The organism is Xenorhabdus yunnanensis (assembly GCF_028598805.1).
Classification (GTDB): Bacteria; Pseudomonadota; Gammaproteobacteria; order Enterobacterales; family Enterobacteriaceae; genus Xenorhabdus; species Xenorhabdus yunnanensis.
This window is the reverse complement of the sequence record NZ_JAQRFI010000021.1, coordinates 1-24,174: the sequence shown is the minus strand read 5'-3', so window position 1 is coordinate 24,174 and position 24,174 is coordinate 1. Positions and strand designations below refer to the sequence as shown.

At 42.0% G+C, this 24,174-nt stretch carries 27 protein-coding genes and 1 other RNA gene; 8 read left to right on the top strand and 20 right to left on the bottom strand.

The genetic code is table 11. From position 1 onward, the window contains the following. Positions 1-103 precede the first annotated feature (103 nt). The 3 genes from PSI23_RS10560 to PSI23_RS10550 form a co-directional block, all read right to left on the bottom strand. On the bottom strand, positions 104-757 hold the full coding sequence (locus PSI23_RS10560) for an HD domain-containing protein (RefSeq protein ID WP_273555045.1): 654 nt from the start codon (positions 755-757) through the stop codon (positions 104-106). Between the two features lie 310 nt (positions 758-1,067). Further along, positions 1,068-1,889 (bottom strand): DNA-3-methyladenine glycosylase family protein, encoded by an 822-nt coding sequence (locus PSI23_RS10555; protein WP_306309565.1) that lies wholly within the window; start codon positions 1,887-1,889, stop codon positions 1,068-1,070. 173 nt (positions 1,890-2,062) lie between these two features. Beyond that, complete coding sequence (locus PSI23_RS10550; RefSeq protein ID WP_273555043.1) at positions 2,063-2,707, bottom strand: hypothetical protein; 645 nt, start codon at positions 2,705-2,707, stop codon at positions 2,063-2,065. 357 nt (positions 2,708-3,064) lie between these two features. Here PSI23_RS10550 and PSI23_RS10545 point away from each other — a divergent pair, with 357 nt between their 5' ends. Then, a complete protein-coding gene (locus tag PSI23_RS10545) occupies positions 3,065-3,325 on the top strand; it encodes a YfhL family 4Fe-4S dicluster ferredoxin (protein WP_273555042.1) in 261 nt (86 codons plus the stop codon). Between the two features lie 2 nt (positions 3,326-3,327). Here PSI23_RS10545 and acpS read toward each other — a convergent pair whose 3' ends face one another. The 12 genes from acpS to trmN all read right to left on the bottom strand — a co-directional run bounded on the left by acpS (position 3,328) and on the right by trmN (position 14,009). Next, complete coding sequence (gene acpS, locus PSI23_RS10540) at positions 3,328-3,708, bottom strand: holo-ACP synthase (protein ID WP_273555041.1); 381 nt, start codon at positions 3,706-3,708, stop codon at positions 3,328-3,330. Beyond that, positions 3,708-4,439 carry a pyridoxine 5'-phosphate synthase gene (pdxJ, locus tag PSI23_RS10535; RefSeq protein ID WP_273555040.1) on the bottom strand — a complete coding sequence of 244 codons (732 nt, stop codon included), beginning with the start codon at positions 4,437-4,439 and terminating at the stop codon, positions 3,708-3,710. Before pdxJ ends, acpS begins: the two co-directional genes overlap by 1 nt. A gap of 68 nt (positions 4,440-4,507) precedes the next feature. Continuing rightward, complete coding sequence (recO, locus tag PSI23_RS10530; protein ID WP_273555039.1) at positions 4,508-5,245, bottom strand: DNA repair protein RecO; 738 nt, start codon at positions 5,243-5,245, stop codon at positions 4,508-4,510. A gap of 9 nt (positions 5,246-5,254) precedes the next feature. Then, positions 5,255-6,160, bottom strand: a complete 906-nt coding sequence (gene era / locus PSI23_RS10525) for a GTPase Era (RefSeq protein ID WP_273555038.1) — start codon at positions 6,158-6,160, stop codon at positions 5,255-5,257. Then, the gene (rnc, locus tag PSI23_RS10520) at positions 6,157-6,837 is read right to left on the bottom strand and encodes a ribonuclease III (protein WP_273555037.1); all 681 of its coding nucleotides are present in this window, start codon (positions 6,835-6,837) and stop codon (positions 6,157-6,159) included. The genes era and rnc overlap by 4 nt, the downstream gene beginning before the upstream one ends. Before the next feature lie 217 nt (positions 6,838-7,054). Further along, the gene (lepB, locus tag PSI23_RS10515; RefSeq protein WP_273555036.1) at positions 7,055-8,026 is read right to left on the bottom strand and encodes a signal peptidase I; all 972 of its coding nucleotides are present in this window, start codon (positions 8,024-8,026) and stop codon (positions 7,055-7,057) included. A 20-nt stretch (positions 8,027-8,046) separates the two neighbouring features. Beyond that, positions 8,047-9,843 carry a translation elongation factor 4 gene (lepA, locus tag PSI23_RS10510; protein ID WP_273555035.1) on the bottom strand — a complete coding sequence of 599 codons (1,797 nt, stop codon included), beginning with the start codon at positions 9,841-9,843 and terminating at the stop codon, positions 8,047-8,049. Between the two features lie 212 nt (positions 9,844-10,055). Continuing rightward, the gene (gene rseC, locus PSI23_RS10505) at positions 10,056-10,520 is read right to left on the bottom strand and encodes a SoxR-reducing system protein RseC (RefSeq protein WP_273555034.1); all 465 of its coding nucleotides are present in this window, start codon (positions 10,518-10,520) and stop codon (positions 10,056-10,058) included. Continuing rightward, entirely contained in the window at positions 10,520-11,479 is a 960-nt protein-coding gene (gene rseB, locus PSI23_RS10500; protein ID WP_273555033.1) for a sigma-E factor regulatory protein RseB, read from the bottom strand. Before rseB ends, rseC begins: the two co-directional genes overlap by 1 nt. Before the next feature lie 89 nt (positions 11,480-11,568). Beyond that, on the bottom strand, positions 11,569-12,213 hold the full coding sequence (rseA, locus tag PSI23_RS10495) for an anti-sigma-E factor RseA (RefSeq protein WP_273555032.1): 645 nt from the start codon (positions 12,211-12,213) through the stop codon (positions 11,569-11,571). 32 nt (positions 12,214-12,245) lie between these two features. Further along, positions 12,246-12,821: an RNA polymerase sigma factor RpoE gene (gene rpoE / locus PSI23_RS10490; protein ID WP_273555031.1), complete on the bottom strand. Its 576-nt coding sequence runs from the start codon at positions 12,819-12,821 to the stop codon at positions 12,246-12,248. 405 nt (positions 12,822-13,226) lie between these two features. Continuing rightward, on the bottom strand, positions 13,227-14,009 hold the full coding sequence (trmN, locus tag PSI23_RS10485; protein ID WP_273555030.1) for a tRNA(1)(Val) (adenine(37)-N(6))-methyltransferase TrmN: 783 nt from the start codon (positions 14,007-14,009) through the stop codon (positions 13,227-13,229). A gap of 143 nt (positions 14,010-14,152) precedes the next feature. Between trmN and srmB the strand changes: the two genes are divergently transcribed. Beyond that, complete coding sequence (gene srmB / locus PSI23_RS10480) at positions 14,153-15,499, top strand: ATP-dependent RNA helicase SrmB (RefSeq protein WP_273555082.1); 1,347 nt, start codon at positions 14,153-14,155, stop codon at positions 15,497-15,499. A 102-nt stretch (positions 15,500-15,601) separates the two neighbouring features. Here srmB and PSI23_RS10475 read toward each other — a convergent pair whose 3' ends face one another. Next, positions 15,602-16,630 (bottom strand): Tle-like phospholipase domain-containing protein, encoded by a 1,029-nt coding sequence (locus PSI23_RS10475; RefSeq protein WP_273555029.1) that lies wholly within the window; start codon positions 16,628-16,630, stop codon positions 15,602-15,604. Between the two features lie 188 nt (positions 16,631-16,818). Further along, positions 16,819-17,202 (bottom strand): autonomous glycyl radical cofactor GrcA, encoded by a 384-nt coding sequence (gene grcA / locus PSI23_RS10470; protein WP_273555028.1) that lies wholly within the window; start codon positions 17,200-17,202, stop codon positions 16,819-16,821. Between the two features lie 335 nt (positions 17,203-17,537). On the opposite strand from grcA, the gene ung reads away from it, so the two are divergent. Beyond that, complete coding sequence (gene ung / locus PSI23_RS10465) at positions 17,538-18,227, top strand: uracil-DNA glycosylase (protein WP_273555027.1); 690 nt, start codon at positions 17,538-17,540, stop codon at positions 18,225-18,227. A 79-nt stretch (positions 18,228-18,306) separates the two neighbouring features. On the opposite strand, the gene grpE is transcribed toward ung, so the two are convergent. Continuing rightward, complete coding sequence (grpE, locus tag PSI23_RS10460) at positions 18,307-18,888, bottom strand: nucleotide exchange factor GrpE (protein ID WP_273555026.1); 582 nt, start codon at positions 18,886-18,888, stop codon at positions 18,307-18,309. 124 nt (positions 18,889-19,012) lie between these two features. Between grpE and nadK the strand changes: the two genes are divergently transcribed. From nadK to bamE, 3 genes are all read left to right on the top strand, one after another. Continuing rightward, the gene (gene nadK, locus PSI23_RS10455; RefSeq protein ID WP_273555025.1) at positions 19,013-19,891 is read left to right on the top strand and encodes an NAD(+) kinase; all 879 of its coding nucleotides are present in this window, start codon (positions 19,013-19,015) and stop codon (positions 19,889-19,891) included. A 137-nt stretch (positions 19,892-20,028) separates the two neighbouring features. Then, positions 20,029-21,702 carry a DNA repair protein RecN gene (gene recN / locus PSI23_RS10450; protein WP_273555024.1) on the top strand — a complete coding sequence of 558 codons (1,674 nt, stop codon included), beginning with the start codon at positions 20,029-20,031 and terminating at the stop codon, positions 21,700-21,702. A 112-nt stretch (positions 21,703-21,814) separates the two neighbouring features. Then, positions 21,815-22,159, top strand: a complete 345-nt coding sequence (bamE, locus tag PSI23_RS10445; RefSeq protein WP_273555023.1) for an outer membrane protein assembly factor BamE — start codon at positions 21,815-21,817, stop codon at positions 22,157-22,159. 51 nt (positions 22,160-22,210) lie between these two features. Here the strand turns inward: bamE and PSI23_RS10440 are convergent, their stop codons facing one another. After that, positions 22,211-22,504 (bottom strand): RnfH family protein, encoded by a 294-nt coding sequence (locus PSI23_RS10440; RefSeq protein ID WP_273555022.1) that lies wholly within the window; start codon positions 22,502-22,504, stop codon positions 22,211-22,213. Continuing rightward, positions 22,497-22,931, bottom strand: coding sequence for a type II toxin-antitoxin system RatA family toxin (locus PSI23_RS10435; protein WP_273555021.1), 435 nt, complete (start codon positions 22,929-22,931; stop codon positions 22,497-22,499). The genes PSI23_RS10440 and PSI23_RS10435 overlap by 8 nt, the downstream gene beginning before the upstream one ends. A gap of 157 nt (positions 22,932-23,088) precedes the next feature. On the opposite strand from PSI23_RS10435, the gene smpB reads away from it, so the two are divergent. Both smpB and ssrA read left to right on the top strand, forming a co-directional pair. Next, positions 23,089-23,571 (top strand): SsrA-binding protein SmpB, encoded by a 483-nt coding sequence (gene smpB, locus PSI23_RS10430; RefSeq protein ID WP_273555020.1) that lies wholly within the window; start codon positions 23,089-23,091, stop codon positions 23,569-23,571. Between the two features lie 50 nt (positions 23,572-23,621). Further along, positions 23,622-23,985: a transfer-messenger RNA gene (gene ssrA, locus PSI23_RS10425) on the top strand. Positions 23,986-24,174 lie beyond the last annotated feature (189 nt).

Sequence of the window (24,174 nt, the reverse complement as noted above, 5' to 3'; positions counted from 1 at the left end):
CCGCTTATTATACCCAATGGATTTCGAGTTGCAGCGCCACCAACAAAGCTACAACTTGAAAGGCGAAAGATATAACGGGGCATACTCATATTGTTAGGTCATCTCAATTTACTGACTCAGCCTGAATTTCATCAAGAAAAGCATCAAGAAACAATTTCATGCGCTCTGTCCTTTCACTCGCCATTTTTTTGCCTGATGCAGTCTGAAATCCGAATTCAATTTTAAGTAGTTTGGTATAGAAATGATCGACAGCATAAACTTTATCATTATATTCGCGCTGTTTTGCCAGAGGATCGCGAAAGTCATACAATGAAGACCCCATACGACCAGCAGTATAAAAACAACGCCCAACACCAATCATGCCAATGGAATCCAGTCGATCCGCATCTTGCACAATTTTCGCTTCCAATGTTTGTGGGGTTAAACCTGCTGAAAAACTATGCGCTTCAATGGCATGGCAGACGATATTAATATCCTCTTCACACCATTCCAACTCTTTTAGTCTCAATGCTGCTTTTTCTGCAGCCATACGCGAAGCAAGATGTCGGTTTGAGGCATTTTTTTCAACACTCACACAATCATGCAATAGCACAGCGGCAAACACTAATCGCAAGTTGCCAGATTCCGCTTCACAAATTTGTTTGGCGTTTCTCCATACTCGATAAAGATGTGCAACATCATGAGCACCATCATTACTTTCTATTGCCATGGGTAAAAGCTGTTGAGCTAAATCTTCAAACGGTGAAAAAGATAACATAGCCAAAACCTCTCAATGAATGGAAATATCATCTTAGCAAAAATAAACATGAAGGTTTTAATTCTTGCTAATAAGTAATAAGGCGTATACAACAAGCCAGATAATTTAGAAATAAAACCAATGACAGTTTAACTTTTAAATCCATCCTTGCCTTTTATTTGAATCCAAGTAATATTATCATTCAAGAATAGTGATATTTATGATGCCTGTTATATAAACAGAGTTTATTTATTGGTTAATATTTTTAAATTTCTCGATATCTTATATTCAGCGTAAATATTTAGTTTTAGATAATCAAATCCTTCTGTTATCAATATCCACTACTGGATTGCTGCCGCCATAAGTGCGCCCCGACCAACGCCTTCCAGGGAGAAAAATCTGCCAGCCATTTTTCTGCCTGCTCAGCACTAACTTTGTCTTCCTGCCTGAGCAGATATTGGAGATTACGCCTTACGGCAACATCACCATGCAATGAACCATCCAAGTAATTGAATCCCCGTAATAGAGTATAATTAATTGTCCACATACCAATGCCCTTGATAGCAAGCAAGCTATCCGTCAATCGCTCCACTCCGTCTTCTCCTTCTGGAATGTTTAGCTCTAATACACCAGAATCAATGAGTTGGCAAACATTCAATAAAGCATTGGCCTTGCCCACAGAAAAACCACACTGGCGTAGACCATGTTCTGAACATTGCATCACCTGCTTATGATTTGGGTGGCACAATAATCCTGAAGAGTGCGGGATACCCACCGCCTGAATAAAACGCCGTCTAATGGAAATTGCTGCATTTAAACTAATTTGTTGTCCGATAATCGCCCAACTAAGAGCTTCAAATGGTGTTGCAGATTGGTAAATTCGTAAACCCGCCTGTCTGGTCACCAACTCTCCAATAACGGGATGTTCTTGATATATGGATTCGAATACTTCAACAGATTGTTTCAAACCAAGCATATGTGAAGCTAGAGCTGATAACGTTTCATGTTGTGAAGAACAAACTTTGTCACCATCAATATCAAGATGTATTTTCGCTCTATTTTTTTCAATTACGATTGTCAAGAGAGCTGGTTTTTCGTGCCAAATAATCCCTTTTTTAATTTGATTCTGTTGTACGGTTTCAGAAATGCCCATTTCATCCCTTTGATGAAAGGCTAAAAAGTCCCTCATGTGATAATTATTGGGTAATATAATTTCCGTTAAACAGCTTGCTTTCATCAGAGCAACTCCAGAGACACACAGTACTAAGCTAACTATCTAACAGACTTCAAGTTTAGATACAATGGAAAATCAATAAATTCAATCTATCAAGCAATATCATCAATTTTACATTTGACTAATTCTTCATTTAAACATTTTATTTGATATTTTGACGGACTCAATACTAATAAGTAGATACCCATTCCCATAAATAAAATCATACTTAAAATGACCAAAAATAAATCAAAAGCACTCCAAATCGTATTATTCAAGACACCTGCTTTTAATAAAAACACAACCAACACAGAAAATGCTAATGTGAAGAAATACGCTGAAAATATCTTCTCAAACCAATAATTAACATAATAAAAAGAGCCAATATTAACTTGAACTATGCCAGAATTTAAAACAGTAAATGATCTCAATTTCCTGAGGCTGTCTATACACTCTGAACTCAACCCATCTTGTTTCAGCTTGATAAATATATTTCTAAATTTATCAGATTTTATTTTCGTAATATCAAACATTATCTCAGATGCAATTTCGTATTTAATATAGTTTTTACTTTGTTCATCCAAATAAGCATTATACTCATTTAGATACTTAATATACTTTACTGCTCTTCTCTCTCTAAAAACACTTACATCTGCATAAAGTTTCTTTAATACAGACAGGATAATACCAATAAAAGCCCCAATAGCCCCCAAGACTTTCACGATATCATTACCATGTTTTACGATGTATTCAATCATGTTTTTACTCTAAAGAATATAAAGCATACTTAAGTATATACCATGATAAATGAACTGGGGCGCTTTCTAAGCTATGAATAAAAACTCTCCATCAGTGCTACTGGAAGAGCACAAAACTCCGAAAGCAGTCCATTGCATTGAGCTAATCAAATAGATAAAGACACTCTTAATAACTGTGAAAATCCCAGATGTGCTAACATACGCCCCAGATAGTTTTCTTTGTAAAATGCTTTTCTTTGCAAGATACTCACCTTTGCAAAATACATTGTATGAAATAATAAAGGACAATCTAGAGCAACAAATCAGGAAGAAAATTAAGTCTTTTGATTGAAGACTTAATTTATGTAAGAGGTTGAAATGGCACTATTAATTACCAAACGCTGTATCAATTGTGATATGTGTGAACCCGAATGCCCTAATCAGGCCATCACAATGGGCGCAGAGATCTACGAAATTGAACCTGATCGTTGCACCGAGTGCATCGGACATTACGAAAAGCCAACTTGCCAATCTGTCTGCCCGATCACTAATACCATTATCCTTGATCCTAGTCATCAGGAAACTGAAGAGCAGTTATGGGATAAGTTTGTGCTGCTACACCATGCTGATAAGATCTGAACTTAACTTTCCAATATCACTGTCGCACAAGCATAACGCCGTTCATCTGCCAGTGTGACATGGATGGATTTGACATTCAGTTTGTTAGCCAGCGCCTTAGACTCTCCATGAAGTTTTAACATGGGTTTCCCCAGTGGATCATTAATCACTTCAAACTGGTTAAAGGCCAGTCCATTGCGGATACCTGTTCCAAGCGCTTTGGCCGCCGCTTCCTTAACTGCGAAGCGCTTCGCCAAAAAACGGATAGGCTGGTTATGTTGTTGATATTGTTGCCACTCTCCGTCGCTCAGAACACGCCTTGCCAGACGTTCGCCTGAACGTCCGACAATTTCTTCAATACGGGATATTTCAACAATATCTGTGCCTAATCCAATAATGGCCATTAACGGCGTGCTTCCCGCAACAAAGTTTTCATATCCGCAACAGCGGCAGACAAGCCACTGAATACAGCGCGGCCAATAATGGCATGCCCTATATTTAGTTCATAAATTTCAGGTAAAGCTGCAATTCGCTGCACATTGTGATAAGTCAATCCATGACCGGCGTTGACTTTTAGACCTTTAACGGTCGCGTAGGTAGCTGCTTCTTTGATACGCTGAAATTCTTTTTCTTGCTGTATTTCATTCTCTGTATCAGCATATGCACCAGTATGAATCTCGATAAATGGTGCTCCGACTTCAACAGCTGCATCGATTTGTTGGTGATCCGCATCAATGAACAAAGACACCAAAATTCCCGCTTCTGATAAACTTTTAACAGCCGCAGCAATATGCTCCTTTTGCCCAAACACATCCAATCCCCCTTCGGTTGTTATCTCTTGACGCTTTTCAGGTACTAAACAACAGAAAGCAGGCTTAATTTGGCAAGCAATCCCCACCATCTCATCTGTTACCGCCATTTCAAGGTTCATACGGGTTTGAATTGTTCTTTCTAATAATTGAACATCTCTGTCAGTAATATGGCGGCGATCTTCACGCAGGTGAACCGTTATACCATCAGCTCCCGCCTGCTCTGCAACAAATGCAGCCTGAACCGGATCGGGATATTGTGTCCCACGGGCATTACGTAAGGTTGCAATATGATCAATGTTGATACCTAACAATACCTCAGCCATTTTTAGCTCCTGCAATAACATAAGATTTAGTAAAGTCTACACTCTTCATCATGAAAAAGTGGCTTACTTTAGTTTTTATTTTTCTTGTTGGGGTTATCAGTTTTTTTACGTGCGAATTGACGAAATAGTTCACGGCTTTTTAACGGTTTTCCTCCCAAATAAGGCTTTAAAGCAATGCGAGTGAAACGTTTTGCCGCTTTCAAAGTCGTGTGATCAGGAAATTCGCCAATTGCCAACGCCTTTAGTTCATAACCAGTAAAGCTGTAGTGATCCGCAACCAAACTGGCAGTAAATCCTTTTTCTTCACGATAACGATAAGTCATTGTATCTGCTACAGGCTCACCACTTCCTGCACAGTGAAGATAATCTACACCGTATCCCATATTGGTTAGTAACGCTAATTCCAAACGACGCAATGCATACTCCGGCGTGTATTCACTCGCCGCAAGAATTTGTAAACATTGGAGATAATCAAAAAAAAGTGCGGGATATGCCGTTCCTTGCTCAAGGACTCGGGATAAAAGCTCATTCACATACAAACCGCTGTAGAGCACACTTCCCGATAAGGGGAGAGCCAATGAGATAGGCTCTGCATCTCTTAATGTCTTGATTTCCCCCCGCCCACTCCAACGAATGAGCAGCAGGGTGAAAGGTTGCAAGCAACCTTTCAGATTGGAGCGACGGCTGCGTGCCCCTTTCGCCAATACCCGTACACGCCCTTCATTTTCAGTAAATACATCCAGTAGCAAACTGGTTTCACTGTAAGGGCGCCCATGAAGTACAAAGGCTCTCTGCCAGCCGTCCACATATCAGCCTTATAAGTCGTCGATGTAACCGAGGCTGCGAAGCGCACGTTCATCATCAGCCCAACCAGCTTTCACTTTCACCCACAATTCTAAGTGGACTTTCATATCAAACAGCTTTTCCATATCTTGACGGGCTTCTGTGCCAATCGTCTTGATTTTACTGCCTTTATTACCAATCACCATTTTTTTCTGGCCATCACGCTCTACCAGAATCAAACCGTGGATCGTATAACCACCACGTTCATTGACAACAAATTGCTCAATTTCTACTGTTACAGAATATGGGAGTTCATCACCCAAAAAACGCATCAGTTTTTCACGGATGATTTCTGACGCCATAAAACGCTGTGAACGATCGGTGATGTAATCTTCAGGGAAGTGATGGTCAGCTTGCGGTATATGCTCACGCACTAATTTGGCAATAGTATCAACATTCATGCCTTTTTCCGCACTAACTGGCACAACATCGATAAAGTTCATCTGTTGGCTGAGAAAACCGATATGTGGCAGAAGAATGGCTTTATCTGTCACATTGTCCACTTTATTAATAGCCAGTAAGACAGGGCAACGTAAATGACGCAACTTGTTCACCACCATTTCATCATCGGGTGTCCAGTGCGTACCTTCCACAACAAAAATAACCAGTTCTACATCACCAATAGAGCTGCTCGCCGCACGGTTCATCAATCGGTTGATCGCACGCTTTTCTTCAATATGAAGGCCCGGTGTATCAACATAGATGGTTTGGTAAGCTCCTTCCGTCTGAATCCCCATGATGCGATGCCGCGTCGTTTGAGGTTTACGGGAAGTAATAGATACTTTCTGACCCAATAACTGATTCAGTAAAGTTGATTTACCGACATTGGGCCGACCGACTATTGCAACGAATCCGCAATAGTTTTTTTCTTCGCTCATTCAAGCTCCAGTTGTTTTAATGCTTGTTCCGCAGCCGCCTGTTCTGCCTTGCGGCGACTGGAACCGACTCCTCTGACAGGCTGTTCAAATCCACTGACCTGACAGTGAATTGTAAATTCCTGATCGTGTGCTTCCCCACGAACTTGAACAACCAGATATGTAGGCAATGGCAAATGACGCCCTTGCAAATATTCCTGTAAACGTGTTTTAGGATCTTTTTGCTTATCACCCGGGCTAATTTCATTCAAACGAGTTTCATACCAATTCAGGATAATCTTTTCGATGGTCTGAATATCGCTATCAAGAAAAATAGCGCCAATTAAGGCTTCAATGCTATCTGCCAAAATGGATTCGCGACGATGTCCCCCACTTTTTAACTCACCCGGCCCCAGCCGCAGGAATTCACCTAATTCAAACTCTCTGGCCAATTCCGCCAATGTATTGCCACGCACCAATGTTGCTCGCATACGACTCATGTCCCCTTCATCAACACGGGGGAAACGATGGTAAAGCGCATTGGCAATGACAAAACTCAGGATTGAGTCACCAAGAAATTCCAGACGTTCATTATGCTTACTGCTGGCGCTGCGGTGAGTCAACGCTTGAAGCAACAAATCGTACTGTTTAAAGGTATATCCTAGCTTATGTTGTAACCGATTCGTTATTATGGAGTTCATGTGCTACCAATTCAGTTAGAATTCATCAAATAAAAGCACACGCAACAGACCTGTGAGGCTAGACCTATCTAGCAATATTCACCTTACGGCAAACCTTACAAAACTGTTGCGTTTGCACTGGCTCCCAAAGACATTCATCATCTTGGGAACCAGTCATCTCGTTTGAAAGAATATTCTACACTGTGAGATAAATTAATGCTGCGCTAATATATAAATATTAGTGAATTCCACCAATTCGACTAAAGCGCACACCAGTAGGCCATTTACCTTCCTGTTTTTCGAAACTCATCCAGATGGCGGTTGCACGACCTACCAGATTTTTCTCTGGTACAAATCCCCATGAACGGCTATCGTCACTATTGTCACGGTTGTCACCCATCGCGAAATATTGGCCTTGGGGAACGACCCAAGTTCCAACTGGCAAGCCATCTTGGCGGAAGCCAGGGATGCGTTGTATTACAGGAATGGTCAAAATATGATGTGACACATCACCTAAATTTTCTTTTCTTTCGTCCTGACGGAGAGTATACGGCCCTAATGAATCACTAACGGGAACTTGATAAACCCCACTTATACGAATCCCTTCCGATGTCACATCTTCTTTCATCGTCCATTCACTTGGGAATGTGTTCTTATAAGTAACAGGTAAATCTCCCTTGCATTCCGCATTCCAACCACAGCCAGGGTAAACCTGAAGCTCTTTTTTACTGTAATCGTAAACGATCTTATCTCCGGGCAAGCCAATGATTCGTTTTACAAAATCTATGCTTGGGTTCTTCGGATATTTGAAAACAGCAACATCTCCACGCTTAGGCTCACCGGTTTTTATTAAGGTTGTTTGCGTAATCGGGTCTTTTAAACCATACGCAAATTTTTCAACCAGAATAAAATCCCCGATCAACAATGTCGGCATCATTGAACCAGAAGGGATCTGAAAAGGCTCATAAATAAAAGAACGCAGAACCAACACAATGGCTAACACCGGAAAGACAGATGCAAGTGTTTCAACCCATGAAGGTTTGTTAAGCTCTTTAGCCAAAACTTCCTGAGCTTCTGCGCCTGCCGCCTGTTCCTGAATGTGGGCAAGCTTTTTCTTACGTTCAGGAGCGAACTTGAATCGCTCCAGGCACCAGAGAATACCGGTGATTAACGTTGCTAACGTTAATACCAAGGCAAAAGTGTTAGCCATTTAAGCTCCTTACGACCTTGTTAATTATCTTTGCCAACATGCAGAATCGCTAAAAAGGCTTCCTGAGGCAGTTCAACATTTCCGACCTGCTTCATGCGTTTTTTACCTTCTTTCTGTTTCTGCAATAGCTTTTTCTTACGACTGACATCACCACCATAACATTTCGCCAGTACGTTTTTACGTAATTGCTTAATGGTAGAACGCGCAATAATGTGAGTTCCTATGGCAGCCTGAATTGCAATGTCAAATTGCTGGCGTGGAATCAGCTCTTTCATTTTCTCCACCAGCTCACGTCCACGATATTGAGAATTGTCACGGTGAGTAATCAAAGCCAGAGCATCAACGCGCTCACCGTTAATCAAAACATCTACACGAACCATGTCTGAGCTCTGGAAGCGGGTAAAATTATAATCCAGAGATGCATAACCACGAGATGTTGATTTCAAGCGGTCAAAGAAATCCAGAACAACTTCAGCCATTGGGATTTCATAAGTCAGTGCAACCTGATTGCCGTGATAAACCATATTGGTCTGCATACCACGTTTTTCCACGCAGAGTGTAATGACATTACCAAGATATTCTTTCGGCAACAACATATGACATTCTGCAATCGGTTCACGCAGTTCCCCAATATTATTTAATGCCGGCAACTTGGATGGACTATCAACATAGATAATATCACCACTGGTTGTTTCAACTTCATAAACAACTGTTGGAGCCGTTGTGATCAAATCGAGATCATATTCACGTTCCAAACGTTCCTGAATGATTTCCATATGCAGCAATCCGAGGAAACCACAGCGGAAACCGAAACCTAATGCAGTAGAGCTTTCTGGTTCATAGAATAATGAAGCGTCATTTAAGCTCAATTTACCTAATGCATCACGGAATGCTTCATAGTCATCAGAACTAATTGGGAACAGCCCCGCATAAACTTGCGGTTTAACCTTTTTAAAACCAGGAAGTGATTTTTCCGCAGGATGGCGTGCAGTTGTCAATGTATCCCCAACTGGTGCCCCCAGAATATCTTTGATAGCACAGACCAACCAACCTACTTCACCACAATTCAATACATCACGATCAATGCGTTTCGGTGTGAAAATACCCAGACGGTCAGCGTTATATACCTGCCCTGTGCTCATTACTTTGACTTTATCACCTTTACGCAAAGTACCGTTTTTAACGCGGACAAGTGAAACAACGCCAAGGTAATTATCAAACCATGAGTCAATAATCAGAGCCTGCAATGGTGCATCAGGATCGCCCTCTGGTGATGGTATCTCTTTCACCAAACGCTCGATAACGTCTTGTACACCTATACCTGTTTTTGCAGAACAACGAACAGCATCTGTTGCATCAATACCAACAATATCTTCGATTTCTTCAGCAACACGCTCTGGTTCAGCAGCAGGGAGGTCAATTTTGTTCAGAACCGGAACCACTTCCAGATTCATTTCGATGGCGGTATAGCAGTTAGCCAATGTTTGAGCTTCAACACCCTGACCCGCATCAACAACCAACAATGCACCTTCACAAGCAGCCAGTGAACGGGACACTTCATAAGAGAAGTCAACATGCCCTGGTGTATCGATAAAGTTTAATTGGTAGATTTGCCCGTCATTTGCCTTGTAATCAAGAGTTACACTTTGTGCCTTTATCGTGATTCCACGTTCACGTTCAAGATCCATTGAATCCAGTACTTGTGCTGCCATTTCGCGATCGGACAGCCCCCCACAGATTTGAATAATCCGGTCAGATAGCGTGGACTTACCGTGGTCAATGTGGGCGATAATGGAGAAATTTCGTATTTGCTTCATTATTTAATCTTTTTTGCCTTAATATTTCTGAATCACTCGCCTATGGACACACTGATGGACATAAAGCGACAATTTATTGGTTCGGCCACTGGCCCGAGGAGCCGTATTCTACATGCCAAACCAGTGAAAACCTAGTCATGCCTGTGGTTTTCAGTATGACCCAGTAGTTTTCAGTATGATAAATAAAGTTGAAACTCGTATGGTAAAACAGATTATTCTTGCTGTAGAACCTTAACCGCATCAGGAGGTAAACCAATTTGCAACACTACAGGCTGGTACGTTTGCAGATTATCCCAATACGCAGCAATCTTGCGGGCAATGAAGAAACCAGCGACCCCACCGCCAACTCCTCCTAGACATATCCATAATTGATCAACCGTCCAAGATTGGAAAAGGGCAGCTCCCAAAAACAGTCCCAATAACGGTGTCAAATAAACCAGCATGGCTGAACGCAGCAAGCTGCTTTCAGGAATACCTACTTCAACTTTCTGACCTGGTTGAAGTGGTTGAGGGATCTCCAGTTCCAACTGATGAATGCTTTCTGGCCCTATTTTCTCCAGTAAATAAGAGCCGCAGGCTGCTTTAGCCTGACAATTGCCGCAGCCTGAAGATGAACCGTAGCGTAATAATGCACGGCCTTTTTGCCAACGGACAACCGTTGCCCATTCTTTAACCATCAATTTTCTCCCGTAAACGTCACGTTTGCTGCAATTTGTTCGGCTGTTGTGAAAGGCAGTTCACCAATGACGGTTATACTATTTTTACCTCTGACCAGAGTATAAACCGTTCTCCTGCCTTGTCGGAATAGTTGTTTATCAACCACCTTTTTGTTTGAGTTCATGACATTTACAGAAAAATTAAACAACCCATCACTATACATGATGGATTGTAACCATTCTGTCTCTGATAGCTTCCGGCTGTTACGGAAAATTTCTTTGAAGCCATCAGGCACTCCTCCAACCAGCCAATTAAACGTCAACTTATCAGAAGGTGGGATAAGTAACATAGGAGGTAATTTCAAATCTGTAATCGCGCTTAGTTCCGTTTTAATATGGTCATTCGCTGTTGATGATACGACACGGAATTGCTCGATGACTGTTGTATTATCCCTATCCAATAAATCTATCAACAGAGGAAGATGATTTTTATCATCAATCAGAAGATTGTAGTTATAACGGGATTCATCTTTCGATATGATGCGTACAAAACTCACGGGATGGTCACCAACGTGCGTACTTCCCGCATCAATGAAGCGATAAAATTTCTTCAATTGTGCAAAATCAGCAAAGATAATCGGTGGAAGATAGTCGACAATATGAGTGCCACGGATACTAAATGAATCCAACCCCGGCTCGTAATAACTGATTTGGTTACCACGCTGGATAATTTCTCTACGTGAACCATCCATTTGTATGATTTGGGCAATAGCCTGCCCGTCAATAATGGCATGACGGTAGCGCAAGGGTACGAGGAATCGCCGCTCCAAGTTGATGAAACCAAGCTCATAATCCAGCGTCTGTACTGCCTTACTCATATCCTGTAACAAAGCCTCAGCGCTGCTTTGCTGCGCTGAGGCTCTTATAGGATTAATCAGGCTACTTGATAATAAAAAAACGAAAAGCCAAGTACGTTTCATTACTGTTATCGTGAACCATTGTTGTGAGCTATTTGTTGTGAACTATCATTGTTAACTAACTATTATTGTTAACTAACTATTACTGTTAACTATTGCTGTGACTGTTGTGATACTTGCTCTCCAAGAGGCTGATTAGCCTGTGTGACACCACGATTTTTTTCAAAGTGAATGCGGCGGTCGAGTTCATATTGCTGCAACATCGCATCAATTCGTTTATTACTTTCACGCACTTGCATATTCAAATCACTACCGAAAGTTTCTTCTTCGGCTGGAGTCGCTAAACCAACTGTTGAAGTTGTACCCATCACAGGCAATGTATTAAAAGCCGGTGCCTCAAATTGGTTTTCTGTTTCATAACTACTATCGTTATTATAATGCTGGACACCGATAATCACGCTCAGTGATACACAAGCAGCAACACCAATTTGTGTAATTTGGCTCTTCCATGTGCGGATTTTGTTCCAGAATGGCATGTTCGCCCATGTCTCGGGCTTTGGCTGAGATTCCGGAACAGCCGCTGGATTAATGTGAACGGGTTCTTTTTCAAGAGCCAAAGCTACTTGGCTCGCAATATCCAAATGTAATACATCCCCCACATCACCACGCAGCACATCACGAACAAGATGATATCTTTCCCACTGTTTCTGCATGATCGCATCGTCAGAGACCAAATGAACTGCTTCACTATCAAGAGCTTCTCCATCCATTAATGCGGAAAGTTTCTCTCTTTGCATGCCAAAGTACCCTTTAATATTGTTTTGTCCCACTACTGCTGGATCAGTGGTTGAACTTTATTATCAATGGCTTCCCTTGCCCGAAAAATTCGTGAACGTACAGTGCCTACAGGGCATTCCATGATGTCAGCTATTTCTTCATAGCTCAACCCATCCAACTCCCTCAACATAATCGCTATCCTCAAATCTTCCGGGAGCGATTCAATAGTACGGAAAACCACTTCCTTTAATTCTTCAGACAACATTAAGTTCTCAGGGTTCGAAATTTCTTTTAATGAACTTGATGTATCATAATTTTCTGCGTCGTTGGCATCCAGATCATTGGATGGTGGGCGACGTCCCTGAGCAACCAAATAATTTTTCGCAGTGTTGACGGCAATACGGTACAGCCATGTATAAAACGCGCTGTCTCCCCGGAAAGAAGAAAGTGCCCGATAAGTCTTGATGAAAACCTCTTGAGCGACATCAGGTACATCGCCTTGAGGTACGTAACGAGCAATCAGGCTCGCTACTTTGTGCTGATATCTTATCACCAGCAAATTAAATGCTTTTTGGTCACCCTTCTGGACCCGTTCAATCAGCATTTGATCCGTTAACTGCTCGCTCATCCGAGGTTCACTCTCCTGAGGTAAAACTCCACATTTATACTTAAAATAAACCAATATGATGTTCTGATTTCCCGAACAAGCATGACTTTGAGTATCAATTCACTGTGAAGTTCAACTTTAGTTGTAATTTTATATTACAACCACCTGTTATTCTCGTATTGCACTTATTGTATCCTATTGATTATAAATGAAATAATTTTTCATGATATTTACTCAACGCCGCGTTGAAGTACACAATATGAAGTACACAATATGAGGTATACAATCTACTGGATATCTATTGGATACCTAGTACAAATCATAGTCTCTATTTCATAGGGTACGTGATTTTAATCTGAGAAAAAGAAAATCCCCACTCTATTATACCGAATAATCCGCTTCATCATCTCAATAGTGCTAACATTATCAATAATAAAGATAAAAATCTGTTATTAACTGACGGAATTCGTCTGAATATGCACCATCCAAGGAACGAATAGTTAATTCACTCCCTTGCACTTCCTGCTCTTGCAGGGATAACCCCAGCAATAGGCGATGCAATGGCTTATCCTGCCTATCACGAACATTAACTCGGAAATGGGTAAACCATCCCAAATCTGATGCCATTTTTTCAAATTGTTCACCAATTTCATAAGGCAATACCAGACAAAATAATCCCGTCGGTGTAATCAATGCTTGCACACATTTCAATAATCCTTGATGTGTCAATGATGACGTATAGCGAGCCTGATTGCGTGCTTCGTTTCGACATGCAATAGCAGGCTCAAAATAGGGTGGATTGCTAACAATCAAATCGTATTGGGAGTTAATTTCATGTAATTCATTTTGTGCTAACTCATTTTGTTGCACATGCTGTCGCACGAAATCATGAATATCCTGCTGATGTACTGTAATATGGAAAGGCCACGGTGATTGCTGCATATTATCAACTGCCTGCGTTGCAGCAAGAACATCCAGTTCCACCGCATCAATAATGATATCCCCTTTTGTACGCTGAGCTATCATCAAGGCAATCAAACCGCTGCCACATCCGATATCCAGACATCTTTTTCTGTTATATACTGGCGCCCAGGCTCCCAACAATACACCATCCGTCCCGACTTTCATCGCACATTTATCATGTCCAACAAAAAACTGTTTAAATGTAAAACCACCACGGCGAAAAGCGGGTTTCTGTATCAATGCCATAACACATATCTGCTGAAATTAAAATTTGTCATAGCATAAATCTTATGGCCGAAGGATAAAAGCAACCTGCTCATCGGATGCTTTTATAGGATGAAGAATGCGCCTAACCTGTTTATAATCGGCGGCCCAAACAGAGGTATATGATGACTGCAACAAATTTTTCCGAATTCGAACTTGATGAATCCCTGCTTGATGCACTGAATGAAAAAGGCTATGAACGCCCGACTGCCATTCAAGAGGCAGCCATTCCTGCGGCTATGGATGGACGCGATGTGCTAGGCTCAGCGCCAACCGGCACAGGTAAAACCGCCGCTTATTTATTGCCAGCACTACAACATTTACTGGATTTTCCTCGCAAAAAATCGGGGCCTCCACGTATTTTGATTTTGACTCCAACCCGTGAGCTGGCAATGCAAGTTGCAGATCAAGCAAAAGAATTTGCGGCACACACACACTTGGACATTGCCACAATAACCGGTGGTGTTGCCTACATGAATCACGCGGAAGTATTCAGTGAGAATCAGGATATTGTTGTCGCAACGACAGGTCGTTTGCTGCAATACATCAAAGAAGAAAATTTCGACTGCCGTGCAGTGGAAACGCTGATCCTCGATGAAGCTGACCGTATGCTGGATATGGGATTCGCCAATGATGTCGAAACTATTGCGGGTGAAACTCGCTGGCGCAAACAAACGTTATTATTCTCCGCAACCCTGGAAGGCGAATCCATCCGTGATTTTGCCGAGCGTCTATTAACTGATCCTGTTGAGATAGATGCTGAACCTTCTCGTCGTGAACGTAAAAAAATTCAGCAATTTTATTATCGTGCTGATACGTTAGAGCATAAAACAGCTTTGCTGTGTCAGCTTCTCCAGCAACCTGATGTTACCAAATCGATTGTTTTCGTCCGCAAACGAGAACGTGTCCGTGAACTTGTTGATTGGCTGAGTAAAGCAGGTATTCAGGCTAGTTTCCTTGAGGGCGAAATGGTACAAGCCAAGCGTACAGATGCCGTGAAACGCCTGAATGATGGCAAAGTCAACATTCTGGTCGCAACCGACGTTGCTTCCCGTGGATTGGATATCGAAAACGTCAGCCACGTTTTTAACTTTGATTTACCCCGCACTGCAGATGTTTACCTGCACCGGATTGGCCGTACTGCTCGTGCAGGCCGCAAGGGAACTGCCATTGCTCTGATTGAGGCGCACGATCATCCTCTTTTGGGCAAAATCAGCCGTTATCTCAAAGAACCTTTGAAAATGCGGGTCGTTGATGAACTTCGTCCGCAAACCAAAGCGCCAAGTGAGAAAAAAAGCTATAAGCCATCCAAAAAAGTGTTGGCAAAACGCAAAGAGAAGAAAAAAACAGAAGATACAAAGAGCAAAAGCAGCCGCGTGAAAGTTCGTCATCGCGACAGTAAAAATATTGGTAAACGCCGTACTCCTTCAGGTAATTCCAAGCCAGAAGTGACTGAATCCAGTAACGATTAATTGTCAGAATATGGGCGAAGTCATGCAATGGCTTCGCCTCCTAATTCATTCACGATTTACTTTAAAACAGCACACTCAAAACATCACACAGTGTAATTTTGTTCATACTGCTTTCTCACCATCCTCTTCATTTTCATCAGCACTATCGGCTGATGCCAGCATAGTATCGTGATTATTCAACCAAGGCTTCTGGTCTGTCATTAATTCCAGAACAGCTTCCAAAAAGTGAGCCTTAAATGAGTGCAATCCATATCGATGAGGTAAAATATCCCAGATGCTATCCAGTTCATATTCATATTCGAGTTCTATGGTATTTCCCATCGGTTGAGGAACGGGTAATTTTTTCTGCAAGATATTCAACCAGTCGTGCTGGACGGCATAGTGCCGTATCAAACCATTATCTGCCAATTCACGCGCAACTTCAGGTGATACCCCCATACGTTTCAATGTCTCATCTGAAACACCAGCCGCATTATAAATAACAGCAGGCTTCCCTGTTGCTAATGCAGCCACTGTTGCCAATCCGCCTCCCAATGAATGCCCCGTGAAAATGACATTTTCCCCAAAGATTTTTAATGCCTTATGTGCTAATTCCAACGCTTGATTATATTGTTTTTCATCATAACCAAACCCCTGACGAATGCTTACCATGAAATCTTTTAATTCATTCGATCCTGTGAAAGAAACAATATATAACCCATTATTTTGGTATACGCCGGCTTGAAACCCTGTTGAGTAATCATTCAACGTTTCAGGATCAATGCCTACTTTCGATAAATCATCATCAGACAGACGTACATAATCGCCAATCCCTAAACTGGTCTCCCGATAAACATCACGGGTGACCAGTGTCAAAGAATAATCGATCAGTTGAGAATGTTTTCCAGCAATATCATTGGCTTTCAATCCGGGTGCTGCCATTGCACTCGCATTTAAATTATTAATCAGTGATTGATAGAGCGCATTAGCCTGTTTAGTGTTTTCTGAAAGTGAAATACTTGAGGAAGAAATGTGATCAACTTTGTCTGGTGGTGACTGGACTGGAGAATGAGTTTGAGGTTGCAGAGAATTCCCTTGTAATGAGTAATTCCCTAATTCGCTGAGAAAACTGGTGTTAATTGATAAAGCCATAAAATTCTCCTACAGATTATTCAGGTTTGGGATAGTTTAAAAACCCAAATTCTCTATCGGCAGAATATTTAACAAATTAAGAACAAATTTAATTTTTAATTAACAAAATATAATTCCATATTAAAAAAGGGAGTATTAATTCTCCCTTTAGATTTTTTACTTGATACACTTTTTGCTTGATACAGAAGTTACAAGCTTTCTGTAAAAGTACGCGCAATAACATCACACTGCTGTTCTGGGGTCAATGAGTTAAAACGCACAGCATAACCAGATACACGAATAGTGAGCTGAGGGTATTTCTCGGGGTGTTTTACTGCGTCTTCCAAGGTTTCACGACGCAAGACATTAACATTTAGATGTTGGCCACCTTCTACACGCACCGTTGGTTTGACTTCCAACGGAATCTCACGATATTCAAACTGCCCCAATTCTTCTTTGGCAACAATCTGGCCTTCATCGTAATCTGCTTTGGCACAGATACAATGCGCTTCATTTTTTTCATCATCCAACAGCCAAAAAGAATTCATCAATGCAGCGTTGTCAGACTGGGTAATTTGAATCCCAGTAATCATTTATACCTCCAACATCATCATCTTGGTTATTTAGTTAAGCCATTATTTAATCAACCATCGTTCTTAATTTCCTGTATACCAGCACAAATGAGAATATTCTTTGATAGAAATCAACTAATTTTGTAAGGTTATTAACAATAAATTCATAACACTATGTTTTAAATAATTTTTTACATAAGAATTGAATGAGATTATTTTTGTATTTTTTCAAAAAATTTTATAAAAACAGATTTTCATTCAGGAGTTAAGCACGGATTGGACTCAGAGGGTTTCCCTATTCTCAGGGAATCGGTAAGCTTAGACTTATCTGATAATCATCTAGAAAGGGATTGGCTATGTCCGCACCGTCCGCACTTCTCACATGGCACGATGTCATCGGCAATGAAAAAAAACAGCCTTACTTCGTTGATACATTGACTTATGTTGCCAATGAACGTCAGGCTGGAAAAACTATTTATCCGCCTCAGCAAGATGTTTTCAACGCATTCCGCTATACCGAATTGGCTGATGTAAAAGTGGTGATTTTGGGACAAGATCCTTACCACGGACCAAATCAAGCCCACGGTCTGGCTTTCTCTGTACAACCGGGCATTCCTGCACCACCATCCCTTGTTAATATGTACAAAGAACTGGAATCGGACATTGCTGGATTTACTCGCCCCAATCACGGTTGTTTGATCAGCTGGGCAAAACAGGGGGTATTGTTGCTCAATACTGTGCTAACCGTTGAGCGCGGTAACGCACATTCCCACGCTAATTTGGGATGGGAAACATTCACTGACAAAGTTATTGCAGCAATCAATGAACATCGCAGCGGAGTTATTTTCTTGCTTTGGGGGTCTCATGCCCAGAAAAAAGGTCGTTTTATTGATACCGAGCGCCATCATGTATTAAAAGCACCACACCCTTCCCCTTTGTCTGCTCATCGTGGATTTTTAGGCTGTAAACATTTTTCACAGGCCAATACGCTGTTGGAAACTCAAGGGTTGTCTCCGATAGATTGGACGCCTCTATTACCCCAATAACATTATCCCAATAACTAATTTCTACTTACAAAAATGCCGCCTTATGAGTGGCGGCATTACATCACAGGATACCATGATTTTATTTAGAAACGGCAACCATTGCAGGACGCAGCAAACGACCATTCAAGGTATAGCCTTTCTGCATCACCAACATAACATGATTAGGTTCATGCTGATCAGATTCCATCATGGTCATCGCCTGATGCACTTCTGGATTGAAAGGTACATTGATGTCACCGACCACTTCAACGCCAAACTTACCCACTGCATCAATAAAAGATTTCAGAGTCAGTTCAATTCCTTCAACCATTGACAGCAGAGTTTCATTGGTGCGATCAACAGCTTCTAATGCACGTTCCAGATTGTCGATAACTGGCAGAAGTTCATTGGCAAATTTTTCCAATGCAAATTTATGTGCCTTTTCTACATCCAGCTCAGTACGACGACGAATGTTTTCCACTTCAGCACGCGCACGCAACATCGCATCACGCTCGTTAACCTGAGCCTGCTTCAGTTGTTCTTCCAACTCAGCAACACGCGGGTCAACAATGTTTTCAGTCTCTGGCGCGTCTGCCTGTTCTGCATTCATTTGTTGCTCTAATACATTTTCTGTATTTTCTGAGACTTGCTCGTCAGGTGCTTTTTGGTCTTTACTACTCATGAATATCTCCGCGTATTTTGTATTATCTTCGCCATTCTCGCTTATTATGGGGATCAAAACGCGGGATTCAAGGGAACACATCATATTGTGAGGGCAAAACCATATGCTGAAGGAAATAACAGCAATGAATAATGAATTCAAATGCATCGGTATTGTCGGCCGTCCACGTCACCCTGAAGCGCTGGCCACCCATGAAATACTTTATCACTGGCTGGTATCTAAAGGCTATTGCGTCATTGTGGACAGACAGGTCGCAAAAGACATTGGTTTAAAAGACGCTCAGGTTGGAGGGTTAACAGAAATTGGTAAAATTGCCGATCTTGTGATTGTTGTCGGTGGTGATGGCAATATGCTCGGTGCAGCCAGAGTATTATCACGTTATGACATCAAAGTCATTGGCATCAACCGAGGTAATTTAGGTTTTCTGACAGATTTAGATCCTGATAATGCTTTACAACAGCTATCCGAAGTTCTGGATGGCGAATATCGAGATGAAAAACGTTTTCTGCTCGAAGCACAAGTTACAAAAACAGGGCATAAATCCCGACGTAGCACTGCCTTAAATGAAGTCGTACTACATCCAGGGAAAGTTGCCCATATGATTGAATTTGAAGTATATATTGATGATCGTTTTGCTTTTTCCCAACGTTCAGATGGTTTGATCATAGCAACACCTACTGGCTCCACTGCCTATTCACTGTCTGCTGGCGGGCCGATATTAACCCCGAACTTGAATGCTATCGTGCTGGTACCGATGTTTCCGCATACTCTCTCAGCACGCCCTCTTGTTATCAGCAGCGAAAGCAGTATTCGCCTGAAGTTCGCCCAAAATAATAGCGACTACGAAGTCAGTTGTGACAGCCAGATAGTCCTGCCAATCCAAGATGGTGAAGAAGTGATCATCAAACGTAGTGACTATAATTTGCACTTAATTCATCCAAAAGATTACAACTACTTCAATACACTGAGCACAAAATTGGGTTGGTCGAAAAAAATGTTTTAAAAATGAAGCCCCCCTACTTTACTGTATAAAAAACCAGTTTATACTGTATGGAAGCACAGACATGTTTTTATGCACAGGAATGTGTTCTTATATACAGTGGCATGTTTTTATATACAGCAAAAAGAAGGAGGGGCACGATGCTGACTCAATTGACCATCAGTAATTTTGCTATCGTTCGTGAACTTGAAATCGATTTCCGATCAGGAATGACAGCAATTACAGGTGAAACCGGAGCCGGTAAATCTATCGCAATTGATGCGTTAGGTTTATGTCTTGGCAATCGTGGCGAAGCCAACATGGTTCGTCCAGGTGCTCCACGCACCGATCTTTGTGCTCGTTTTTCACTGACTGATGCTCCTTCTGCCCGCAGATGGCTTGTAGACCACCAGCTTGATGGAAGCTTTGATGATGATAATGAGTGCCTGCTACGTCGTACAATCACCGCGGATGGGCGCTCTCGCGGTTTTATCAATGGCACTGCCGTGCCTCTTTCCCAATTACGTGAATTAGGTTCACATCTGATCCAAATCCACGGCCAACATGCCCATCAATTGTTGTTAGAAAATCGCCACCAAAGGCGATTACTGGATATTTATACGAGCGATTTTGAACTTCAGCATGAAATGAAGCTGGCTTACCAACAATGGCGCCAAAGCTGTCAGGCTTTCTCCCAATTTCAACAACAAGCGCTTGAGCGGCGCTCACGCCAGCAATTGCTGGAATATCACTTGAAAGAACTGAACGAATTATCACCACAATCAGGGGATTATCAAGAACAGGATAGCGAATACAAGAGGCTGGCAAACTGCGGGCAATTTTTGTCCGTCAGCCAAAACATTCTCCAGCTTTTAAGTGATAACGATGAGCAGAATATTACCAGCCTTCTCAGCTATGTACGAAGTGAACTAACAGAGCTTGCCAGCATGGATCATAAACTCAGTGGCCTACTTAACATGCTGGAAGAAGCTGCGATTCAAATCAACGAAGTTAGTGACGAGTTACGTCATTACAGTGACCAACTGGAACTAGATCCTAATCGTTTATTCGAACTGGAACAGAAAATCTCCCAGCAAATCAACATGGCTCGTAAACATCATGTTGCACCAGAAGAGTTACCTGCATTGCATCAACAGTTATTGGAAGAACAGCATCAATTATCCCAGCAGGAAGATGATTGCGCCCACCTGAGTGAACTTGTCAGCCTCCACTACCAGCAAGCCCTGACAGTCGCGGAAAAATTGCACCATGTTCGCCAGAAATATGCCGTAGAATTGAGCCAGTTGATAACAAACAGCATGCACCAGCTTTCTATGCCTCATGGTCACTTCACCATTGATATTACTTTTGAACCGGAACATTTAAATATCGACGGAGCCAGCAAAGTCGAATTCAATGTAACAACCAACCCCGGTCAACCTCACCAACCGCTGGCAAAAGTGGCATCAGGTGGTGAACTTTCCCGTATTGCGCTGGCAATTCAAGTCATTACAGCGAAAAAAATGGAAACACCTGCACTTATTTTCGATGAAGTTGATGTAGGCATCAGCGGCCCAACAGCTGCGATCGTTGGACGCTTGCTGCGTGAATTGGGGGAATCGACCCAAGTTATGTGCGTTACCCACTTACCTCAAGTCGCAGGATGTGGACACCAGCACTTTTATGTCAGCAAGCAAACAGATGGCGAAGAAACAGAAACCCAAATGCAATTATTGGATAAAAAAGCACGACTCCAAGAGCTGGCGCGGCTTCTGGCGGGAAGTGAGGTTACAAAAAACACGCTGGCCAACGCAAAAGAGCTGCTAGCGGCATAAATTAATACAACTTTCTTGTATAATTGCAGTCATAGATAAATGCGTAGAGGTTTTCAATCTCTTCAATGTTTATTATTATCGACGGCCTAACTCCTAAAGGAATGTAATTACTATGCGCTGTAAATTATTGACTGCCGCAACTGTATCACTTGTTATGCTGACTGCGGGTTGCTCCATGTTTGAGCGAGTTGTTTATCGTCCTGATATTAATCAAGGGAACTACCTTACGCCGGCTGCGGTATCAAAAATCCAGAAAGGAATGACTCAGCAGCAAGTCTCTTACACTTTGGGAACACCAATGCTGACTGATCCATTTGGGAGTCAAACTTGGTATTACATATTCCGCCAACAGCCAGGCCACGGAAAAGTAACTCAGGAAACCCTGACACTTACCTTTGATAGCAAAGGCGTGCTAACTGATATCAAGAATGAAAAGTCACTGCCAAAGACTCAGTGAAGTGTGTATTTTATTTATTCGCCAGTAGATAAGCTGGCGAATAAATGGATATTATTGCGCATTATTTTTAGCGCGTTCTGCCCGCTTACGCCGCATTTTTTTTGGATCAGCAATCAGAGGGCGATAAATCTCTACACGATCCCCTTCTTCCAGCGTATCAGTCAATTTGGCAGGACGGCTATAAATACCAACTTTGTTCTTGGTCAAATCGATATCATTACGTAGTGTCAAAAAGCCAGATTCGATAATAGCTTGTTCAACAGTTGCTCCTTGCGGTACTTTCACACTGCGCAGATATTGCCGTTCAGGCAGAGCATAAACGACTTCGATATTGATCTCAGACACTGTAAACCTCACGGGCACGTTGGCTAAACGCCTGAACCATATTACCAGCCAACTCTTTGAAAACCTTACCAAAGGCCAGCTCAATTAACTTATTGGTAAATTCAAAATCGAGATGCAACTCAACCTTGCAGGCATCTTCACTTAGCGGAGTAAAATGCCACCCTCCCATCAACTTACGGAAAGGCCCATCAACCAGCTGCATTTTGATGCTTTCATTATCAAATAACGTATTGCGCGTTACGAATGTCTTACTGATCCCTGCCTTAGAGACCTCAACGGAAGCCGTCATTTCATTATTACTACTGCTTATTACACGGCTACCTACACATCCCGGTAAAAAATCCGGATAAGACGTCACATCGTTGACCAATTTATACATTTGTTCCACGCTGTAAGGCACTAGCGCAGAGCGACTAATCTGTGGCATATCATTTCCTGTAAAACTTAACAGCGCTGAATAGTATCACTTAAATGTGGTTAAATAAAAACCCGATGATATTTAGATCAATAAATGTGCACTTATTGCTAAATATCATGCAGAAGAGATTTCTTTCACTAACGCATACAGTATAATACAACGCATTATGACAAAGAAAAAAGCACACAAACCCGGTTCGGCAACAATTGCCATGAATAAGCGAGCCCGCCATGAATACTTCATTGAAGAAGAATTTGAAGCAGGCTTATCCCTACAAGGTTGGGAAGTCAAATCACTGCGCGCTGGCAAGGCTAACATCAGTGAGAGTTATGTTTTGCTCAAAAATGGTGATGCTTATCTTTTTGGTGCCACAATTACGCCATTGAACGTTGCTTCTTCCCACGTAGTTTGTGATCCGACACGGTTACGCAAACTATTACTTAACAAACGAGAGCTTGATTCACTGTATGGTCGAGTCAATCGAGAAGGTTATACCATCGTCGCACTTTCCATGTATTGGAAAAATGCTTGGTGCAAAATCAAAATTGGCGTTGCAAAAGGTAAAAAAGCGCACGATAAACGTTCAGATATTAAAGAACGTGAATGGAAATTAGACAAAGCACGAATTATGAAGAATTCTGGGCGTTAATCACTAGCATTATCACCCAATGTTCTGATATACTTACTTTTAACATACTTGGGGCTGATTCTGGATTCGACGGAATTCGCGAAACCCAAGGTGCATGCCGAGGGGCGGTTGGCCTCGTAAAAAGCCGCAAAACAATAGTCGCAAACGACGAAAACTACGCACTGGCAGCTTAATAACCTGCGCAGAGCCCTCTCTCCCTAGCCTCCGCTCTTAGGACGGGGATCAAGAGAGGTCAAACCAAAAAGAGATCGCGTGGATGCCTTGCTTGGGGTTGAAGCGTTAAATCCAATCAGGCTAGTTTGTTAGTGGCGTGTCTGTCCGCAGCTGGCAAGCGAATGTAAAGACCAGACTAAGCATGTAGTACCGAGGATGTAGGAATTTCGGACGCGGGTTCAACTCCCGCCAGCTCCACCAAATTAGTATTCGGATAGCGTCGGAATACACCTAAAGTACCAATAAAAGCCCTAAATCATAATGAATTAGGGCTTTTTTATTATGGCTTTAGCCAGTTTAAGTAGCGTCAGCTTCTTAAACATAAAACCCCCCGCTATGCGGGTGGAGGCCAAGGGTTATACCAAGAAAAACACCTTTCCGTTACGATAT

Excerpts from the sequence above, each read along its gene's own strand:
- PSI23_RS10560 (WP_273555045.1), bottom strand. The coding sequence starts at position 757 with ATGTTATCTTTTTCACCGTTTGAAGATTTAGCTCAACAGCTTTTACCC.
- PSI23_RS10555 (WP_306309565.1), bottom strand. The coding sequence starts at position 1,889 with ATGGGCATTTCTGAAACCGTACAACAGAATCAAATTAAAAAAGGGATT.
- PSI23_RS10550 (WP_273555043.1), bottom strand. The coding sequence starts at position 2,707 with ATGATTGAATACATCGTAAAACATGGTAATGATATCGTGAAAGTCTTG.
- PSI23_RS10545 (WP_273555042.1), top strand. The coding sequence starts at position 3,065 with ATGGCACTATTAATTACCAAACGCTGTATCAATTGTGATATGTGTGAA.
- acpS (WP_273555041.1), bottom strand. The coding sequence starts at position 3,708 with ATGGCCATTATTGGATTAGGCACAGATATTGTTGAAATATCCCGTATT.
- pdxJ (WP_273555040.1), bottom strand. The coding sequence starts at position 4,439 with ATGGCTGAGGTATTGTTAGGTATCAACATTGATCATATTGCAACCTTA.
- era (WP_273555038.1), bottom strand. The coding sequence starts at position 6,160 with ATGAGCGAAGAAAAAAACTATTGCGGATTCGTTGCAATAGTCGGTCGG.
- rnc (WP_273555037.1), bottom strand. The coding sequence starts at position 6,837 with ATGAACTCCATAATAACGAATCGGTTACAACATAAGCTAGGATATACC.
- lepB (WP_273555036.1), bottom strand. The coding sequence starts at position 8,026 with ATGGCTAACACTTTTGCCTTGGTATTAACGTTAGCAACGTTAATCACC.
- lepA (WP_273555035.1), bottom strand. The coding sequence starts at position 9,843 with ATGAAGCAAATACGAAATTTCTCCATTATCGCCCACATTGACCACGGT.
- rseC (WP_273555034.1), bottom strand. The coding sequence starts at position 10,520 with ATGGTTAAAGAATGGGCAACGGTTGTCCGTTGGCAAAAAGGCCGTGCA.
- rseB (WP_273555033.1), bottom strand. The coding sequence starts at position 11,479 with ATGAAACGTACTTGGCTTTTCGTTTTTTTATTATCAAGTAGCCTGATT.
- rseA (WP_273555032.1), bottom strand. The coding sequence starts at position 12,213 with ATGCAAAGAGAGAAACTTTCCGCATTAATGGATGGAGAAGCTCTTGAT.
- rpoE (WP_273555031.1), bottom strand. The coding sequence starts at position 12,821 with ATGAGCGAGCAGTTAACGGATCAAATGCTGATTGAACGGGTCCAGAAG.
- trmN (WP_273555030.1), bottom strand. The coding sequence starts at position 14,009 with ATGGCATTGATACAGAAACCCGCTTTTCGCCGTGGTGGTTTTACATTT.
- srmB (WP_273555082.1), top strand. The coding sequence starts at position 14,153 with ATGACTGCAACAAATTTTTCCGAATTCGAACTTGATGAATCCCTGCTT.
- PSI23_RS10475 (WP_273555029.1), bottom strand. The coding sequence starts at position 16,630 with ATGGCTTTATCAATTAACACCAGTTTTCTCAGCGAATTAGGGAATTAC.
- grcA (WP_273555028.1), bottom strand. The coding sequence starts at position 17,202 with ATGATTACTGGGATTCAAATTACCCAGTCTGACAACGCTGCATTGATG.
- ung (WP_273555027.1), top strand. The coding sequence starts at position 17,538 with ATGTCCGCACCGTCCGCACTTCTCACATGGCACGATGTCATCGGCAAT.
- grpE (WP_273555026.1), bottom strand. The coding sequence starts at position 18,888 with ATGAGTAGTAAAGACCAAAAAGCACCTGACGAGCAAGTCTCAGAAAAT.
- nadK (WP_273555025.1), top strand. The coding sequence starts at position 19,013 with ATGAATAATGAATTCAAATGCATCGGTATTGTCGGCCGTCCACGTCAC.
- recN (WP_273555024.1), top strand. The coding sequence starts at position 20,029 with ATGCTGACTCAATTGACCATCAGTAATTTTGCTATCGTTCGTGAACTT.
- bamE (WP_273555023.1), top strand. The coding sequence starts at position 21,815 with ATGCGCTGTAAATTATTGACTGCCGCAACTGTATCACTTGTTATGCTG.
- PSI23_RS10435 (WP_273555021.1), bottom strand. The coding sequence starts at position 22,931 with ATGCCACAGATTAGTCGCTCTGCGCTAGTGCCTTACAGCGTGGAACAA.
- smpB (WP_273555020.1), top strand. The coding sequence starts at position 23,089 with ATGACAAAGAAAAAAGCACACAAACCCGGTTCGGCAACAATTGCCATG.